The sequence below is a fragment of the Telluria sp. ZT3P39 genome, assembly GCF_059685935.1.
The window spans coordinates 71,854-88,224 of record NZ_JCASIH010000011.1; the positions used below are offsets into that span (position 1 = coordinate 71,854).

Annotated in this window: 18 protein-coding genes; 4 read left to right on the top strand and 14 right to left on the bottom strand. The window is 67.0% G+C overall.

What is annotated here, in order from left to right; genetic code table 11:
• Positions 1–341: 341 nt before the first annotated feature.
• The 5 genes from AC56LR_RS12750 to pdxR all read right to left on the bottom strand — a co-directional run bounded on the left by AC56LR_RS12750 (position 342) and on the right by pdxR (position 6,148).
• The gene (locus AC56LR_RS12750; RefSeq protein ID WP_497130820.1) at positions 342–686 is read right to left on the bottom strand and encodes an EF-hand domain-containing protein; all 345 of its coding nucleotides are present in this window, start codon (positions 684–686) and stop codon (positions 342–344) included.
• Positions 683–2,245, bottom strand: a complete 1,563-nt coding sequence (locus AC56LR_RS12755) for a S10 family peptidase (protein ID WP_497130822.1) — start codon at positions 2,243–2,245, stop codon at positions 683–685. The genes AC56LR_RS12750 and AC56LR_RS12755 overlap by 4 nt, the downstream gene beginning before the upstream one ends.
• 180 nt (positions 2,246–2,425) lie before the next feature.
• The gene (mnmC1, locus tag AC56LR_RS12760) at positions 2,426–4,114 is read right to left on the bottom strand and encodes an FAD-dependent 5-carboxymethylaminomethyl-2-thiouridine(34) oxidoreductase MnmC1 (protein WP_497130824.1); all 1,689 of its coding nucleotides are present in this window, start codon (positions 4,112–4,114) and stop codon (positions 2,426–2,428) included.
• Positions 4,080–4,643 (bottom strand): DNA-3-methyladenine glycosylase I, encoded by a 564-nt coding sequence (locus AC56LR_RS12765; protein WP_497130826.1) that lies wholly within the window; start codon positions 4,641–4,643, stop codon positions 4,080–4,082. Before AC56LR_RS12765 ends, mnmC1 begins: the two co-directional genes overlap by 35 nt.
• A 14-nt stretch (positions 4,644–4,657) precedes the next feature.
• Positions 4,658–6,148, bottom strand: a complete 1,491-nt coding sequence (gene pdxR / locus AC56LR_RS12770; RefSeq protein ID WP_497130828.1) for a MocR-like pyridoxine biosynthesis transcription factor PdxR — start codon at positions 6,146–6,148, stop codon at positions 4,658–4,660.
• Positions 6,149–6,318: 170 nt separating this feature from the next.
• Between pdxR and AC56LR_RS12775 the strand changes: the two genes are divergently transcribed.
• Positions 6,319–6,849, top strand: a complete 531-nt coding sequence (locus AC56LR_RS12775) for an FMN-binding negative transcriptional regulator (RefSeq protein ID WP_497130829.1) — start codon at positions 6,319–6,321, stop codon at positions 6,847–6,849.
• A gap of 16 nt (positions 6,850–6,865) precedes the next feature.
• On the opposite strand, the gene AC56LR_RS12780 is transcribed toward AC56LR_RS12775, so the two are convergent.
• Both AC56LR_RS12780 and AC56LR_RS12785 read right to left on the bottom strand, forming a co-directional pair.
• Complete coding sequence (locus AC56LR_RS12780) at positions 6,866–7,480, bottom strand: DUF4142 domain-containing protein (RefSeq protein ID WP_497130830.1); 615 nt, start codon at positions 7,478–7,480, stop codon at positions 6,866–6,868.
• 52 nt (positions 7,481–7,532) lie between these two features.
• On the bottom strand, positions 7,533–8,246 hold the full coding sequence (locus AC56LR_RS12785; protein ID WP_497130831.1) for a DUF4142 domain-containing protein: 714 nt from the start codon (positions 8,244–8,246) through the stop codon (positions 7,533–7,535).
• Positions 8,247–8,515: 269 nt separating this feature from the next.
• Between AC56LR_RS12785 and AC56LR_RS12790 the strand changes: the two genes are divergently transcribed.
• On the top strand, positions 8,516–8,788 hold the full coding sequence (locus AC56LR_RS12790; RefSeq protein WP_497130833.1) for a hypothetical protein: 273 nt from the start codon (positions 8,516–8,518) through the stop codon (positions 8,786–8,788).
• A 127-nt stretch (positions 8,789–8,915) separates the two neighbouring features.
• Here AC56LR_RS12790 and AC56LR_RS12795 read toward each other — a convergent pair whose 3' ends face one another.
• Positions 8,916–9,383 carry a GyrI-like domain-containing protein gene (locus AC56LR_RS12795; protein ID WP_497130834.1) on the bottom strand — a complete coding sequence of 156 codons (468 nt, stop codon included), beginning with the start codon at positions 9,381–9,383 and terminating at the stop codon, positions 8,916–8,918.
• Positions 9,384–9,614: 231 nt separating this feature from the next.
• Between AC56LR_RS12795 and AC56LR_RS12800 the strand changes: the two genes are divergently transcribed.
• A complete protein-coding gene (locus AC56LR_RS12800) occupies positions 9,615–10,244 on the top strand; it encodes a GIN domain-containing protein (RefSeq protein WP_497130835.1) in 630 nt (209 codons plus the stop codon).
• A gap of 10 nt (positions 10,245–10,254) precedes the next feature.
• Here the strand turns inward: AC56LR_RS12800 and arsH are convergent, their stop codons facing one another.
• The 4 genes from arsH to AC56LR_RS12820 are packed head-to-tail and all read right to left on the bottom strand — an operon-like array spanning position 10,255 to position 13,087.
• The gene (arsH, locus tag AC56LR_RS12805; protein WP_497130837.1) at positions 10,255–10,971 is read right to left on the bottom strand and encodes an arsenical resistance protein ArsH; all 717 of its coding nucleotides are present in this window, start codon (positions 10,969–10,971) and stop codon (positions 10,255–10,257) included.
• 12 nt (positions 10,972–10,983) lie between these two features.
• A complete protein-coding gene (locus tag AC56LR_RS12810; RefSeq protein ID WP_497130839.1) occupies positions 10,984–12,264 on the bottom strand; it encodes an arsenic transporter in 1,281 nt (426 codons plus the stop codon).
• Between the two features lie 5 nt (positions 12,265–12,269).
• The gene (locus AC56LR_RS12815; protein ID WP_497130840.1) at positions 12,270–12,749 is read right to left on the bottom strand and encodes an arsenate reductase ArsC; all 480 of its coding nucleotides are present in this window, start codon (positions 12,747–12,749) and stop codon (positions 12,270–12,272) included.
• A gap of 5 nt (positions 12,750–12,754) precedes the next feature.
• Complete coding sequence (locus tag AC56LR_RS12820) at positions 12,755–13,087, bottom strand: ArsR/SmtB family transcription factor (RefSeq protein ID WP_497130842.1); 333 nt, start codon at positions 13,085–13,087, stop codon at positions 12,755–12,757.
• 174 nt (positions 13,088–13,261) lie between these two features.
• Between AC56LR_RS12820 and AC56LR_RS12825 the strand changes: the two genes are divergently transcribed.
• Entirely contained in the window at positions 13,262–14,476 is a 1,215-nt protein-coding gene (locus tag AC56LR_RS12825; RefSeq protein ID WP_497130844.1) for an MFS transporter, read from the top strand.
• 6 nt (positions 14,477–14,482) lie between these two features.
• Here AC56LR_RS12825 and AC56LR_RS12830 read toward each other — a convergent pair whose 3' ends face one another.
• Both AC56LR_RS12830 and AC56LR_RS12835 read right to left on the bottom strand, forming a co-directional pair.
• Positions 14,483–15,025 carry a GNAT family N-acetyltransferase gene (locus tag AC56LR_RS12830; protein ID WP_497130846.1) on the bottom strand — a complete coding sequence of 181 codons (543 nt, stop codon included), beginning with the start codon at positions 15,023–15,025 and terminating at the stop codon, positions 14,483–14,485.
• Between the two features lie 9 nt (positions 15,026–15,034).
• A complete protein-coding gene (locus tag AC56LR_RS12835) occupies positions 15,035–16,189 on the bottom strand; it encodes an MFS transporter (protein WP_497130902.1) in 1,155 nt (384 codons plus the stop codon).
• Positions 16,190–16,371 lie beyond the last annotated feature (182 nt).

Sequence of the window (16,371 nt, forward strand, 5' to 3'; positions counted from 1 at the left end):
GATTCCTGCACGCGTTCAGTTGGGTTCAGTCCCACACAAACGATCCTGAGGATAGCACCTTGCATCGAAGGGAAATGCGCGTAATACCACAACGGAGGGGTCTGTTCAACAACATACGGTTCGTACAAACCCTGGCGAAAGGCCACGTGGACCGATTGGATTATGCCATTATTGCAATAATGCATCTATAGGATCAGGCGCAGTCTGCGACGCCTTCGAAGGACGCGAGTTCCAACTTCCTCAACGCTTCGCATCAAGCTTTTCGCTTGCAGGCACGATCACGGCCAGTTGGCCACCTGACAGGAGACAAGCAGCAACCGCACCCCATGTCGGCCAAGGATCTAGCGCCGGTCCGCATTCATCCGCACCAGGTAGGTCCGCAAGTCATCGAAGCTGACAGCACCGCGGCGGGTGGTATCAATCTCATCGAAATGCCTGGCGACGAAACCGAAGTTTTTCGCCTCCGCCACCGTCAGGCTGCCGTTGCTGTCGACGTCGGCGGCCTGGAACTGCTTCTGCAGCTTGGCAAGCGCCTGCGCGCGCAGCGCCGCGCCGGTTGCCGGCGGCGCGTCGGCCTGACGGTTGCGCAGCGCCGGCGGCACCATGCCGTCGACGCCGGCCTGTGGCTGCGCCGCAGCCGGAGCCATCGCGCTCGCAAGGACTAAGAACAGGAACATGGCTTTCATTGTGCCACCGATTGGCTGTTGTAGAAGGCGCGCAGGTCGATTTTCTGGAGGCGGCGCACGCGGTCGTCGAGATAACTCATGTGCCCGCTGTCGTAGTTGCGGATCTGGATGCCTGCGCCGGCGCCCAGCCGCGCCAGGTCGAGCTCGGTTTGATAGAACGGCGTCGCCAGGTCATGGTAACCGCCCATGGCGAGCACCTTCATGGCCGGATTGAGCGTCAGGGCGGCGGCCAGGTCGGGAATCGTGTCCGGCAGCGCCTTGCCGTCATGGCTGAAGTTCCATTGCTCGAGCACGTTGTTCGAGCCCAGGTAGGGCGTGATCGCGGTATAGCGCAGTTCGGTTTCTAGATAGCTGCGGATGCCGGCATTGAAGACGTTGCCGACCAATGTAAGCGATGGGTCGCCGCCGGCAGCCAGCGCACTGCCGACGGGCGCGCGCACCCGGGCATCGTAGCGTCCGATCACCTGTCCCGGCTGCAAACGTGCGCGGTAGGCGCCCGGCACCATCGAAAAATCCTGGCGCCAGGTCAGCGCCGGCAATCCGGTATAGCCGGCCAGCTGGGTCACGGTGGCGTCGGTGGGCGGCACGCCGCTGGCGAGGAAGGGACCGACCTCGCTGCGGTAGGGGCCGGCGGCAAACTCGCGCACGCGCTGCAGGACCGACGAAAAATCGGTCGGCAGGCTGCCGCCGTTCTGGTAGTAGCTCGATACGGCCGCATAGCTCGGGAGATAGCCTTCGCAGCTGAGCTGGCCGGGATTGAACACGCCGCAGTTGGAGTTGTAGTTCATGGCGGGCGATTGCAGCATGACACCGGCCACGCGCACCCCGGCGCTTTCCAACAGGTTGGCCAGCACGGCCGTGCGCGGCCCGCCGTAGGATTCGCCGAACAGGTAGACCGGCGAGGCCTGCCGGTTGTTGGCGGCGAGATAGCGGCGCACGAAGTCGCGGAAGACCGCCGCGTCCTGGTCGACGCCCCAGAACTGGGCATTGGTGCGCGGCGCGATCGCCTGCGAATAGCCGGTGCCGATGGCGTCGACGAATACCAGGTCGGAATGGTCCAGCAGCGTTTCCTGGTTGTCGACCAGCGCCGGCGCCGTCGCGGGCGGCGCGGTGGAGGGGAACGTGGTGGCCATGCGGCGCGGTCCGAACGAGCCCAGGTGCAGCCAGATCGAGGCCGAACCCGGCCCGCCGTTGTAGAAGAAGGTGAGCGGCCGCTGCGCCGCTGGCAGCGCGCCGGCGGTATAGGCGACGTAGAAGAAGGACGCCGCCGGCTGTCCGGTCTGCAGGTCGGTGGCCGTCAGGTGGCCGGTGGTGGCGGTGTAGTCGAGCGGACGGCCATCGAGGGTGATGCGCGTCTGGACCGTGGCGGCGTTCTCCGTCGCGCCGGCCAGCGCGGCCGAGGCTCCGCCCGAATAAATGACCGGATCGGCGTAGCTGCCCGGCAGCGCCGCAACTGGCGGCGGCGGTGGCGGCGTCACCACCACCGGCGGCGCGGGCGCCGGAGAACCACCACCGCCGCCGCATGCAGCCACGGTGGCCGCGAACAGGACGCCGGCCAAGTTGGATACCGGGCCGCCGCAATGCGGCCTTAGCGCAGAACGTTCAGTAGCCAAGATCGACCTCGTGGATAACTGTTGAGTACGCCGCCGATTATGCGCCGACTGAAAAAAAACTCAACAATAATCACAAGGATCCCGGCGTGGCCCGCCTGTTCAAGCCGCACACCTTGTCGGCTGCAGTCAGTCCGCGGCAGCCTGCGGTGCCTTGCCTGCGCGCCGCGCACGCAGCACGAAGCGCGCCGGATCAAGCGCGTCGGCCAGCGCCGTTTCCAGCGGCAGCGGCTCGCCCTCCATCTGCGCAGCCAGCAGTTCGGCCGCCAGCGGCGCCCAGATCAGGCCGCGCGAGGCATAGCCGAGCAGGCAGTACAGGCCGGGATGGCGCGGGACGTCGCGCAGGCGCTCGGTGGCGCCGGCGGCGGCGAAATCGGGCAGGCGGCCCACCAGCGGCAGGCGGTCCGGCGCCACGCACCGGAACCCCACGCGGCCGGCCAGCGGCACGCCTTCGGCAGCAAGCGGGTCGGACACCAGGCCGCGCAGGCGCTCGATGTTCTCCTGCTGGCTCGATGCGCGCAGGTGTGGGTCGTCGTCGAGGTCGTAGGTGGCGCCCGCGCAAGTGATGCCGCCCGCCGCCGGGGTCAGGTAGGCTTCGCGGCACAGCACCAGCGGTAAGCGGGGCGCGGCGCCGTTTGGCAAGTGGGTGACCTGCCCGCGCAGCGCGGCCAGCGGCAGGCCGGCCGATTGCGCCAGCCGGCGCGCGCCGGCGCCGCTGGCCAGCACCACGGTCGGCGCACGCGCGACGATGGTGCCGTCTTCGGTGCGTGCCAGCCATTCGCCGCCTTCATGTTCGAGCGCGATGCTGCCCACACCAAAGCGCCGCGTCAGCCGCGCGCCGCAGGAGGCCAGCATCGCTTCGCACACGCTGCCGGGGCGCGCCCAGCCGCCTTGCCCGAACAGCCAGGCGCCATCGGGGGCGGGAAGGCCGAGCAGCGCTTCGGCCTCTTCGCGTTCGAGCCAGCGTGCAAACTCCGGCGGGTAATTCCCTTCACGGGCGATGGCGCGCGAGACCTCGGCATGATCGGCATCGCGCGCCAGTTGCAGCACGCCGCAGGCCTGGCCTTCGATCGCGCCGCCGATGCCGCCGAACCGGCGCCAGGCCCGAAGCGCATACAGGTAGGCGGCGCGGGTCAGGCGGGTCGGGATGTTGTCGTCGCGCGAGAGCAGGGGCATGAAGATGCCGGCCAGGTTGCCCGATGCTTCCATGGCGGGCGCGGGATGGCGCTCGATGAGGGTGACTTCCCAGCCGCGCGCGCACAGGGAGGCGCACGCCGCGGCGCCGGCCAGCCCTGCCCCGATGACGAGCGCGTGCCGCTCCGGGAGGGGTGGCACCGGCAGGCGTGGCTTGCGGCTGGCGAAGACGGCCTCGGTATCGCTGCCGAACACAAAGCCCTGCGCCGTTAGCGCGGCACGCTGTTCCTCGTCCAGCGCGGGAGCGGACAAGCGCGCGTCGCTTGCGACGATGCGCGCGAGCGGACGCACGAAGCCGGTGCCTGCGACGGCATCGAGGAACACGGCATCGGGCTGCGCGCCCAGCTGCCCCAGCGCCGCGTCGAACGGCATGGCGAGCAGGGTCAAGCTCAAGCGCGGATCGTCTTGCGGGATGCGGTGGAAGCCCGGCTGCAGATCGGCCGCGAGCGCCACGATGTGCAGCCGCGCAGGCCGCTGCGGGTCGGCGCGCCAGTCGGCCTGCAGCGCGCGCACGGCTGCGCCATCGTCGTAGCTTGTGGCGAACACCGTGTAGCGTTCGCGGCCACGCCAGTGCGCGCGCAGGTCCATGTCAGCGCGCGTGGTGCCGGAAGCAGGCGCGGTCATGGTCGTCCACCATCCCGATACCCTGCATGTAGGCATAGATGATGGTCGAACCGACGAACTTGAAGCCGCGCTTGGCCAGGTCTTTCGAGATGCGGTCCGACAGCTCGGTCTTGGCTGGACGCGAACCGTCCGGCCAGTCGTTGACGATCGGCTTGCCGTCGACCCAGCCCCACAGGTAGGCGTCCAGCGTCAAGCCCTGCTCGCGCATGGCGAGGTAGGCCTTGGCGTTGGTGATCGCCGCGGCCACCTTGAGGCGGTTGCGCACGATGCCGGGATTGGCCAGCAGCTCGGCGGTCCTGGCATCGCCGTAGCGCGCGATTTTTTCGGCATCCCAGCCGTCGAAAGCCGCGCGGTAGGTGTCGCGCTTGTTCAGGATGGTCTCCCACGACAGGCCGGCCTGCGCCCCTTCGAGGTTGAGCATTTCGAACAGGGTGTTCTCGTCGTGGCAGGGCACGCCCCACTCGTGGTCGTGGTAAGCCAGGTAGCGCGGGTTGGCCATGTTGGCCCAGGAGCAGCGGGTGGGAGTCATCGCGAGAGTATAAATCAGCGCGCAGTTGCCAGCACGGCAGCCAGCCCCTCGACACCGCGCCGGATGTCGGCCGGACCCACCGCCGAAAACCCCAGCAGCAATCCCGGATCGACCGCGCATGCGGGTACGGCCTGCGGATTGGCGTAATAAGCCAGCGGACGCAGTTCAATGCCGGCACCGAGCGCCGCTTGCGCCACGCCTGCCTCGTCAGGAAAGCTGCCTCCCGCATCGGGACGGAAATGCACGCACAAGTCGAGTCCCGCGTCCGACGGCCCGCAGCGCAGCCGGTCGCCCAGGCGCGCATCGATCGCGCCGAGCAGGGCTTCGCGCCGTGCGGCATAGGCTTCGCGCGTGCGCCGGATGTGGCGCGCAAAATGGCCCTCGCCGATGAAGTCCGCCAGCACCATCTGCGGCACGACGGCGCTGTGGCGGTCGACCACGGCCCTGGCGCGCGCCAGCGGTTCGGCCAACGCGGGCGGCGCCACCACATAGCCCAGGCGCAGGCCGGGGAACAGCACTTTGGAGAGCGTGCCGACGTAGATCACGCAGCCGGCGCTGTCCAGGCTTTGCAGCGAGGCCAGCGGCGGGCCGGTGTAGCGGTATTCGCTGTCGTAATCGTCCTCGATGACCCAGGCGCGGTTGGCGACCGCCCAGCGCAGCAGCGCCAGGCGCCGGCCCAGGCTCATGGTGACGCCCAGCGGCAGCTGGTGCGAGGGGGTCGCGAACACCATGCGGGCATCCGGGTAGTGAGTGGCGCCGTAGGCCACGTCCATGCCCTCGGCATCCACCGGCACCGTGCAGATGCGCGCGCCGGCCACCGCCATCGGGGCGCAGGCGCCCTGGTAGCCGGGCGACTCGACCCATACCCCGTCGCCCGGCGCCAGCAGCAGGTGGGCCAGCAGGTACAGGGCCTGCTGCGAGCCGGAAGTGATGACGATCTGCTCGGGCGTGCACACCACGCCGCGCGAGGCGCGCAGGTAGGCGCACAGCAGCTCACGCAGGGGCTGGTGGCCGGCGGGCTCGCTGTAGCCCAGGTGCGGACCGGGACGGCGCAGCGCGCGCAGCTCCAGCTTGCGCCAGGTGTCGAAGGGGAACAGGTCCAGCCCCGGCATGCTGGGCCGGAAGGCACGCACCGGACCGTCGTGGTAGCGCACCCGCGACATGGCCGCGGCCATCGCGGCGCCGCGTTCCGGCAAGGCGCGCAGCAGGCCGGCGGAAGAAAGCGGTGCATGCTGTGCCACCGGCAGCGCCGCATCCACAAAGGTGCCCTGCCCGACCCCGCCGCGCAGGTAGCCCTCGGCGGTGAGCTGCTCGTAGGCGGCCAGCACGGTCTGGCGCGACACCTTCAGGATGACTGCCAGGTCGCGCGTGGCGGGCAGTCGCGCGCCGGGAGCCAGCCTGCCGTGCAGGATGGCGTCCTTCAGCCAGTCGTAGAGCTGGCGGAACAGTGGCGTGGCCGCGGCGCGGTCAAGGGGAACGGCGGCAAAGAAGTCGTGGATGTGCATGGGATTGGTACGCCCATCTTCGCCCGGATTGGACCTTTGAGCAAGCCAAGCCGCTACTTATGATGCCCGTTCGACCACAATGGGGGACCAATGAAACAGTTCGAAGCACAGGTGCGCCGGCAGTGCGCCAATTCGCTCAAGACCGCGATCGTGGTCATGGGGGGCAGCTGATGTACCTGCCGCCCCGCCACCGCCAGCCGGACGCGCAAGCGATGCACGCGCTCGTCGCCGAACACGCGCTGGGCATGCTGGTCACGCACGACGGCGCCCTGCCAGATGCCGACCACTTGCCGTTCGAGCTATTCGAGGCCGCACCGCACGGGGTACTGCGCGCGCACGTCGCCCGCGCCAACCCGGTCTGGCGCCGCGAAGGGCAAGCGGTGCTGGTAGTGTTCCGCGGCCCGGCTTCGTATGTGCCGCCCGACCAGCAGGAAAAGGCCGCCACCGGTGGCCGCGTGGTGCCGACCTGGGATTACCAGGTAGTACATGTGCACGGACGCCTGCGGGCGGTCGAGGACCCGGCCTGGTTACTCAAGCTCCTGCACGGACAGACCGCCCACCACGAGGCGCCCCAGGCGCAGCCCTGGTCGATCGCGGATGCGCCGCCGGCCTATATCGACGGCATGCTCAAGGCGATCGTCGGCATCGAGATCGTGATCGAGCGCATCGAGGGGAAATGGAAGGGCAGCCCGCAGAGTTAGCGAGAATCGGCGGCGCTTACTTGGTCGGCGCGCCGGCGGTACCCATGGTGGAGCGGCCCGACTTGGCGATCATTTCCTCGGCCATGATCAGGTGCTGCTCGACCATCGGCCGGATCTTCGTGACCAGCGCCTTGACTTCGGGATCCTTCAGGTCGTCGAGATTGTCCTTGAGCTTCTTGTGCGTATCGAGATGGTCGGTGCGGCCCGACTGCTTGATATAGGTGCGGTTGAAGATCTCGCCTTTCAGGGCCTTGAGCATCGCCAGCTTGGCCTTGTACTTGACGTTCAGCTCGGCAGGCAATTCGACGCCCTTGGCCTGCGCCACGGCCTGCACTTCGGCCTGGGCCCTGGTATGGTCGTCGAGCATGCGCTGGGCGTAGCCCTTGACCTCGGGATTGACGCTCTTGGCGAGCGCAATCTTCGCGTTGGCGATCTCGGACATGTTGGCCATGGCCAGGTCGGTGAGCGCGTCGCGGTCGGCGTCGGACAGCTTGGCTGCAGGTGCGGCGGCAGGCGCGGTTGCCGCCTGGCCGGCCGGCGCAGCCTGCGCGGCCTGGGCCGGCGCGATGCCGAACATGGCCGCGGCGAGCGCGGCGGCGAGCACGGTGCTGATGCGCTGGGTTTTCTGCATGGCGATTCTCCTTGGCGCACGAACCGGCTCGCCGGCCGGCTGATTGAACTGCTTACTTGCCCGAGGTCGTACCCGACTTCGCCGTCGACATCTGCTGCGCGGCCTTCAGGTGCTGCTCGACGGTCGGCATGGTTTTTTCGGCGGCGGCCTTCACGTCGGGATCCTTGGCGCTCCTGGCGATCGACTTCAGCCTGGCATGGGTCGCCTTGTGGTCGGCCAGGCCCGCCTGCTTCATGTAGGCCTTGTCGAAGGCGTCGCCGCTGAGCTTTTCCAGCTTGGCCGACATGGCCTTGTGCTTGGCATCGAGTTCGGTCGGCAGGGTCACGCCCTTCGACTGCGCCAGGGCCTGCACGTCGGCCAGGGCCTTGCCGTGGTCGTCGACCATCTGCTGGGCGAAGGTCTTGACCTCGGCGTTCTGGCTCTTGCTCAGGGCCAGCTTGCCGGTTTCGACTTCGGCCATGTTGGCCATGGCCATGTCCATGATGCCCTTCTTGTCCGCGCCGCTGAGCTTGACCGCGCCCGAGCCGGTGGCGCCGGCGGCGCCCGAGGCGCCCGAGGTGGTTTGTGCGGTGTCGGTGGCGCCGGTGTGCGGCTTGGCGCTGTCGGCAGCGGTCTTGCCGGTCATGTTCTGTTTGCCGGTTGCGGTCTGGTTCGTCATCGACTGGGCGGTCTGGCCGCTGGTCTGCGCCTGCACGCCGAAGGCGCTGAACATGGCGGCAACTGCGGTCACTGCGAGCAATTTTTTGACGACCTGATTCTTCTGCATGGTGTTCTCCTGATCTTTTAATTGGCGTGGGGTGCCGCTCTGGAAACTGCCGGGCGGCGCTCCTGTTTTTTGACATCGGCTGATGTCGAGCGAGTCGAGTGTAGACCTGCGGGTAACGGAACAGCGCACGTTAGCCGTATTGCAATATTCGAGTTCAGGAGGTCGGAAAACAGCCCTGCGGCTGGTGAAAATGCGCTGCCGTCCCGTGCGCCCTGCAGCACCGCGCGGCGTATAGTGAAGGGACGCGGCTGACGGCCGTGGAGGAGGTCATGATGAAAACAGATTTGTCTCCCACCGGAGCCTGGCATGGGCTCCCGCTGAGTCCTGCGCAGAACCAGGAAGTGCTGAACTACATCCAGCGCTGCGAGCGGGCCGGCGTCCCCTGGGATACCCCTGCGCTGCGCGACATGCTGCACGATATGCTGCACCCGCCCGAGGTCATGCTCGATGGCGGCGACGATCTCACGCAATACGCCGAGAACGAGGTCTTCGCAGCCACCCACGAGGAACCGGACGACCGGCCGGTCGACGATACGCCCTGAAAAAGGGCAGCCTTCGTCAAACGCCCGTCACAATCGGCAGGCAGACTGTGCCTGTCCTTGGGAAGGGACGCTGGCGGCGCGAGCCGCCCTACCGGCGCCGGCGGTCGGGAAATATACCGGCACCAAATTAGAGCAAGGGGATGAGGATGTCGTAGGCGTTATCTGGACGATTGCCATCGTCCAGGGTCGGCGTATAACGGCGGTCGTAGCGCTCGATGCGCCAGGCCTCTTCGTCCGGGACCATCCCCAGTTGCTCGATCGCGGCGTTGCCGGTCACGTAGGTGGCCGGCACGCGCGCCATCGGCCCGCGGTGGGTCAGCAAGGCGTAGCGGCGCTCCGGAATGCGGATCGCGATCATGCCCGGCGGCAGCGAATTCAAATCGGCGACCTCGGTGGCGACGCATTCGAGGTAGACACCGTCTTTTTCTTGCAGGCGCAGGCTGTAGCGCATGCCTTTGGGTTCGCCCAGCTCGCCTTCGCGCTCCAGGAAGGTATCCCAGGTGTCCGGCAGGTCCGCTTCCAGAACCGAAAACGGACCTGCAAGCGGCAGCCCGGCGAGCTTCATTTCAGGTAGGGTAACGGTTGAGATGTGCATGGTATTGCCTATAAAGTGACGGGGAAATTATAGCCTTAACCCTTAGACAATATTGCCATCTGCGCAATCGTGCGCAATCATTTGTCGCGTTCAATATTCTATTTGCCGGAAACGCATCATCCGCTCCCGCTACCTTCCACCCCTGTAATTGTGCAGTTCGTCGCAAACGCCACCCCGCCGCCGCGCGTCTCCCTAGAATGGCCTCATACCAGACCTTTACCGGAGACCACCATGCAACGCCTGATCCTCGCCGCCGTCCTGTCCGTCGCTTCGCTCAACGTCCACGCCGATGAGCAGGCGCGCAGCGTCACGCCATTCACGGGCATCAACGTCCGTGGCCCGGTCAGCCTCACCGTGGAAGCCGGCAAGGCCTTCTCGGTCAAGGTCCATGGCGACGCGCGCTTCATCGAACGCGTGACCAGCGAAGTGGTCGGCGGCGAGCTGCGCCTGAGCATGAAGGAAAGCACGCGCAACTCCATCGACATCGACTCGAACGACCGCGTGGTGGTGACCATGCCGGAACTGCAGACCTTCCGCGGTGAAGGCGCGGGCGCCATGCGCCTGACCAAGCTGCGCGGCGAGCGGCTCGACGTCAGTTACCGCGGCGCGGGCCGCCTGGCCATCGACGGCGAAGTGCGCACGCTGCGCCTGCGCGCACAGGGCGTGGGCGAAGTCGATACCAAGGACCTGGTCACGCAGGAAGCCGACGTCAGCTTCGAGGGCATCGGCGCCGTCAGCGTGCATGCGAAGGACAAGCTCCATGCCAAGGTGCAGGGCATGGGCAACCTGACTTATTACGGCAACCCGCGCATCGTCAGCAAGTCGGTGTCGGGCATCGGCAGCGTGGTCGCGGTCAAGTAAGCGCCGCCTCCTATAGCTTGCTGATCTGCGCGTCGATCCTGCGCAGCGCGCGTTCGCTGCGTTCGCTATAGCGGTCGGTCAGGTAATCGCTGCGCCCGCGCATGAGCAGCGTGAACTTGAACAGCTCCTCCATCACATCCACCACCCGGTCGTAATAGGCGGACGGACGCATCCTGCCCTCCTCGTCGAACTCCTTGTAGGCCATCGGCACAGAGGACTGGTTCGGGATCGTAAACATGCGCATCCAGCGCCCGAGCAGCCGCATGGTGTTCACGACGTTGAACGATTGCGAACCGCCGCATACCTGCATCACGGCCAGCGTGCGGCCCTGGCTCGGACGCAGCGCGCCCTGCTCCAGCGGGATCCAGTCGATCTGGTTCTTCATCACCGCCGTGATCGCGCCGTGGCGCTCGGGGCTGCACCAGACCTGGCCTTCCGACCACAGCGACAGCTCGCGCAGCTCGACCACCTTCGGATGGGTTTCAAGCACGCTGCCGGCCATCGGCAAATCCATCGGATCGAAGATCCTGACCTCGGCGCCGAAGTGCTCGAGGATGCGCGCCGCCTCGAAGGTCAGGAAGCGGCTGAACGAGCGCTCGCGGAGCGAGCCATACAGCAGCAGGATGCGCGGCGGATGGTTCAAGTCGCCTTGCTGCGCCAGTTTCTCCATGCTGGGCATGTCGAGTTGTTCGGGATTGATGTTGGGGAGGTTCTCGATCTTCGTCATGTCATGTCCTTGTCAGCTCAAGCGCAGCGCGAGCGCCGCCAGCGTCAGCAGCAGCACCGGGAGCGTCAGCACCAGGCCGACGCGGAAATAATAGCCCCACGAGATGCGGATACCCTTGTTTTCCAGGACGTGCAGCCACAGCAGCGTGGCCAGGCTGCCGATCGGCGTGATCTTCGGGCCCAGGTCGCTGCCGATCACGTTCGCATAGATCATCGCTTCGCGCACCGCGCCGGTACTGGTGGTGGCGTCGATCGACAGCGCGCCGACCAGGACGGTGGGCATGTTGTTCATCACCGACGACAGCGCGGCGGTGATCACGCCGGTGCCGAGCGCCGCGCCCCAGACGCCGTGTTCAGCGCAGCGCTCCAGCAGCGCCGTGAGGTAGCCGGTCAGGCCCGCGTTGCGCAGGCCGTAGACCACCAGGTACATCCCGAGCGAGAACACCACCACCTGCCAGGGCGCGCCGCGCAGCACCGCGCGCGTGGCGATCCGGTGCCCGCGCGCGGCCACCACGAACAGCAGCAGTGCGCCGAAGGCGGCCACCGCGCTGATCGGCACACCCAGTTCATCGAGCCAGAAGAAGCCGGCCAGCAGCAGCGCCAGCACCCACCAGCCGGCAATGAAGGTAGCGCGGTCGTGGATCGCTTCTTCCGGGCGGCGCAGCTGCGCCAGGTCGTAGTTGGGCGGGATGTCGCGGCCGAAGAACCACAGCAGCGCCGCCAGGGTCGCGGCCACCGACACCAGGTTCACCGGCAGCATCACGGAGGCATAGCGCGCAAAACCAATATCGAAATAATCGGCCGTCACGATGTTCACCAGGTTCGACACCACCAGCGGCAGGCTGGCGGTGTCGGCGATGAAGCCGGCCGCCATCACGAAGGCCAGCGTCGCCTTGGGCGTAAAGCGCAGCGCGGCCAGCATGGCGATGACGATGGGCGTGAGGATCAGCGCCGCGCCGTCGTTGGCGAACAGCGCCGCCACGGCGGCCCCCAACAGCACCAGCAGCACGAACAGGCGCCGGCCATTGCCGCCGCCCCAGCGCGCGACGTGCAGCGCGGCCCATTCGAAGAAGCCCGCTTTGTCGAGCAGCAGGCTGATGATGATGATGGCGACAAAGGCGCCGGTGGCGTTCCACACGATGTTCCAGACGACCGGAATGTCGCCCACGGTGATGACGCCGGCCAGCAGCGCCACCAGGGCGCCCAGCGAAGCGCTCCAGCCGATGCCGAGGCCGCGCGGCTGCCAGATGACGAGGATGAGGGTGGCGGCAAAAATCAGGAAAGCAGGCAGCACGGGACTCAAGCCTCCAGCGTGCCGATGCGGTCCAGCTCCGCCTTCAGGCGGGTGCGGTCCTTCGCCAGTTGGGCGAGCGGCAGCGCCAGGAAGGCTTCGATGCGGGCGCGCAGGATGGCGTAGGCCTTCTCGAAAGCGGCGCTGATTTCTTCCTGCGTGCCGTCGACATGGCTCGGGTCTTCCACGCCCCAGTGCGTGCGCAGCACCGGGCCGAGATAGGCCGGGCAGGTCTCGCCGGCGGCGCTGGCGCAGACGGTGACCACGATGTCGGGCACCACCGGCAGGTCGTCCCACGACTTGCTGTAATAGCCCTCGGTCGGAATGCCTTTGTCGGCCAGCAGCTGCAGGGCGCGCGCATTCAGGCGGCCCATCGGCTGGCTGCCGGCGCTCAGCGCGTGCCAGCCGCTCGGGGCCAGGTGATTGAACACCGCTTCGCTGATGAGCGAGCGGCAGGAATTGCCGGTGCAGAGAAAAAGTACGTTCATTGAAATCATTCGGAAGTGGTGCCGCAGGCGGGTGCGCACACGGGCGTGCAGGGATTGCCGCCGCAGCAGTTATCGGTAAGGAAGGCGAGCAGGCCGTTCATCGTGTCGAACTGCGCCGCGTAAATGATGAAACGCCCGTCCTGGCGCGCCGCGATCAGGCCCGCGTGGCTGAGCTCCTTCAGGTGAAAGGAGAGCGAAGACGAAGGAATGCCGAGCGCCGTGGCGATCTTGCTGGCGGCCAGGCCCGCCGGCCCGGTTTCCACCAGCAGCCGGAACACGGCGAGGCGCGATTCCTGGGCCAGTGCGGCCAGTGCCGCGATCGCGGTTTTCGTGTCCATCAGTGCGTCTCCAATCATTTCCATGTTTATCGAATTATAACGCAGGGGCTTAACCCTTCGAAGATTATCGAAGTAATTTGACAGCTTGATGACAAGCCGGCACGCATAGGCCACCTGCGGTAGAGTGACGGACTACACAAGCGCGGCACCGCAGCAACACGCCGGGAGATCACATTGTCAGCAGTTCGCAGGACCATCACCATCCTGTCCATCACGCAGATCGCGGGGTGGGGAGCCATGTATTACGCGTTTGCCGTGCTGGCGCCCGACATCCAGCGCGAGCTGCACATCAGCACCGAAACGGCATTCGCCGCATTTTCCTGGAGCCTGCTGGTGGCCGGCCTCACCTCGACGCCGGTCGGTGCGCTGGTAGACAAACATGGCGGCCGCTATGTGATGGCGGCCGGTTCGGTCGTCAGCGCGATCGGCCTGGCATGGCTGGCGCGCTGCACCACGACCGCCACCTTCTTCGCCGCCTGGACGGTCATCGGCCTGGCCAGTTCGCTGTCGCTGTACGAAGCCGCGTTCGCGACCATCAACCGCAAGATCGTGGTCGGCGCGGGACGGGCGATTTCGACGCTGACGCTGTTCGCCGGCTTCGCCAGCACCATCTTCTGGCCGCTGACCTTCGCGCTCGACGCGCGCATCGGCTGGCGCGACACCTTCCTCGTCTATGCCCTGTTGCAGCTACTCGCATGCCTGCCGCTCCACCTCTGGCTGGGGCGCGACGCGCCGCACCAGCCGCCGGCCGCCGACACCCCGCGCGACAGCCACACGCTGGGAGAAGCGATACGGCATCCGATCTTCTGGAAGCTGGCGCTGGCATTCGCGGTGAATTTCTTTATTTTCTCCGCATTGGCGGTACACCTGATCCCGCTCTTGAAGACGCTCGGTCACTCCGCGGGCACGGCGGTGTTGCTCGCTTCGCTGGTAGGCCCGATGCAGGTTGCAGGGCGCATCGGCGAGCGCACGCTCGCGCGCGATGCGGCGCCACAGACCGTGGGGCGCTTCGTATTCGCCACCCTGCCCTTCGGCCTGCTGTCGCTGGCGCTGCTCGGCACCCAGGCCTGGGCGGTCGCGCTGTTTTGCGCGCTGTACGGGATGAGCAACGGGGTGCTGACGATCGTTCGCGGCACACTGCCGCGGGTCCTGTTCGGCGCGCGCCATTACGGCGCGATCACCGGGGCGATGGCGGCGCCGGCGCTGGTGTCGAAGGCCACGGGTCCCATCATCGGCGCCCTCGTCCTGTCCAACGCATCCGGCCCGGTACTGCTACCGCTGGTGCTGTTTGGCTGCGCGCTGTGCTCCTTGCTGTTGTACCGTTCCGCCATCCGCAACGCCGGCACGCCGGCGGCGCACACACCACCCGGCGACCGCAAGGCCGCCTGAAGCGCGTCACGCCAGGCGCAGCTCCCAGTAGCCGACATCGACCCAGCGCCCGAACTTGCGCCCCACTTCGCTGAAGTGGGCCACCTTGCGAAAGCCCAGCTTCTCGTGCAGCGCCACGCTGCGTTCGTTCGGCTGGGCGATCCCGCCAATCACCATGTGGATCTCGCGGCCGCGCAGGGCATCGAGCAGCGCGCGGTACAGTGTCGTGCCGGTGCCGCGTCCGGCCAGCTCCGCATCCATGTAGATCGAGCTCTCCACCGAAGTGCGGTAGGCCGGCCGCGCGCGCCATTTGGTCGCATACGCATAGCCCAACAGGCGCCCGCCTGCCTCGGCGACCAGGTAGGGCAAGCCGGGCTGCCTGCACGTCGGCGATCCGCTGCGCCATGTCCGTACCGGCCACCGGCTCCTCTTCGAAGCTGATGGTGGTGGTGGCGACGTAATGATTGTAGATCGCGCAGATGGCGGCTGCGTCTTCAAGCGTGGCGGGACGGATGGTTGCGCTGGACATGTCGGCTCGGCTGGTTGAATGGCTGCGATGGTCACAGCCATTATAGGCAGCTAGCGCCGCGGTGAATCCATCCGCGGCAGCAGGATCGCCAGAATACCCAGCAGCGGTAAAAAGGAGGCGATCCGGTACACGTACTCGATGCCGGTGGTATCGGCCATCGCCCCCATGGCGGCCGCGCCGATGCCGCTGATGCCGAACATCAGCCCGAAGAACAGGCCGGCGATCATGCCGACCTTGTTCGGCACCAGCTCCTGCGCGAACACCACGATGGCGGAGAACGCGGACGACATCACCAGCCCGATCACCACCGACAGCACCGTGGTCCAGAACAGGCTCGCGTAAGGCAGCATCAGCGCAAACGGCGCCGCGCCCAGGATCGAGAACCAGATCACGCGCTTGCGCCCGATGCGGTCGCCGATCGGCCCACCCGCGAAAGTGCCCGCCGCCACCGCCGCCAGGAACAGGAACAGATACATCTGCGCCGACTCCACCGACACCTGGAATTTCTCGATCAGGAAGAAGGTGTAGTAGCTCGACAGGCTGGACATGTAGATGTACTTCGAGAACACCAGCAGGGCCAGCACGGTGAGCGCCCACAGCACCCGGCCGCGCGACATGCCCGGTCCCGCATGCACCGCGATCTTCTTCGTCGCATTGCGCAGGTGGCCCGCATACCAGCGGCTGACGAACACCAGCACCGCCACCGCCAGCACCACCAGCAGCATCAGCCAGGCGATCCGGCCCTGCCCGCTGCCGATGATGATGGCTGCCGCCAGCAGCGGCCCGAAGGCCGAACCGAGGTTGCCGCCGACCTGGAACAGCGACTGCGCAAAGCCGAAGCGCCCGCCCGAGGCCAGGCGCGCGACGCGCGAGGCTTCCGGGTGGAAGGTCGATGAGCCGATGCCGATCATGCCGGCCGCCAGCAGCAGCATCGGGTAACTCGGGGCCATGGCCAGCAGCGCGACGCCGCCCAGGGTGACGCACATCCCGAAGGGCAGCAGGAAAGGCAGCGGGCGCCTGTCGGTGTACAGGCCGATCCAGGGTTGCAGCAGCGAGGCGGTGCACTGGAAGGTCAGCGTGATCAGGCCGATCTGGGTGAAGCTCAGCGCGAATTGGTGTTTGAGCAGCGGGTAGATGGCCGGCAGCACGGCCTGCACGCAGTCGTTCAGAAGGTGGACGAAGGCGACCGAGAACAGGATTTGCATCACTGCGGCGGGCGGCGTGGCGGGGGCGTCAGGTGCAGTGGATGGCAAGGGCATGGCATGGGGCAGAACAACAAGCATGCCAGTCTACTACGGACCGCCTACTGTCGCAGGCAGTCGCACAGGCCTGCCTGGCGTCCTTGTATCTCGCCTGCAAGCACGGAGTGTTGGGACCTGGCGACAAT

Bases quoted from the DNA above. Each gene is read 5' to 3' on its own strand.
- AC56LR_RS12765 (WP_497130826.1), bottom strand. From the start codon at position 4,643: ATGACTCCCACCCGCTGCTCCTGGGCCAACATGGCCAACCCGCGCTAC.
- AC56LR_RS12800 (WP_497130835.1), top strand. From the start codon at position 9,615: ATGCAACGCCTGATCCTCGCCGCCGTCCTGTCCGTCGCTTCGCTCAAC.
- AC56LR_RS12835 (WP_497130902.1), bottom strand. From the start codon at position 16,189: ATGCAAATCCTGTTCTCGGTCGCCTTCGTCCACCTTCTGAACGACTGC.
- AC56LR_RS12795 (WP_497130834.1), bottom strand. From the start codon at position 9,383: ATGCACATCTCAACCGTTACCCTACCTGAAATGAAGCTCGCCGGGCTG.
- AC56LR_RS12830 (WP_497130846.1), bottom strand. From the start codon at position 15,025: ATGGCTGTGACCATCGCAGCCATTCAACCAGCCGAGCCGACATGTCCA.
- AC56LR_RS12820 (WP_497130842.1), bottom strand. From the start codon at position 13,087: ATGGACACGAAAACCGCGATCGCGGCACTGGCCGCACTGGCCCAGGAA.
- pdxR (WP_497130828.1), bottom strand. From the start codon at position 6,148: ATGCACATCCACGACTTCTTTGCCGCCGTTCCCCTTGACCGCGCCGCG.
- AC56LR_RS12785 (WP_497130831.1), bottom strand. From the start codon at position 8,246: ATGCAGAAGAATCAGGTCGTCAAAAAATTGCTCGCAGTGACCGCAGTT.
- AC56LR_RS12790 (WP_497130833.1), top strand. From the start codon at position 8,516: ATGATGAAAACAGATTTGTCTCCCACCGGAGCCTGGCATGGGCTCCCG.
- arsH (WP_497130837.1), bottom strand. From the start codon at position 10,971: ATGACGAAGATCGAGAACCTCCCCAACATCAATCCCGAACAACTCGAC.
- mnmC1 (WP_497130824.1), bottom strand. From the start codon at position 4,114: ATGACCGCGCCTGCTTCCGGCACCACGCGCGCTGACATGGACCTGCGC.
- AC56LR_RS12750 (WP_497130820.1), bottom strand. From the start codon at position 686: ATGAAAGCCATGTTCCTGTTCTTAGTCCTTGCGAGCGCGATGGCTCCG.
- AC56LR_RS12815 (WP_497130840.1), bottom strand. From the start codon at position 12,749: ATGAACGTACTTTTTCTCTGCACCGGCAATTCCTGCCGCTCGCTCATC.
- AC56LR_RS12780 (WP_497130830.1), bottom strand. From the start codon at position 7,480: ATGCAGAAAACCCAGCGCATCAGCACCGTGCTCGCCGCCGCGCTCGCC.
- AC56LR_RS12775 (WP_497130829.1), top strand. From the start codon at position 6,319: ATGTACCTGCCGCCCCGCCACCGCCAGCCGGACGCGCAAGCGATGCAC.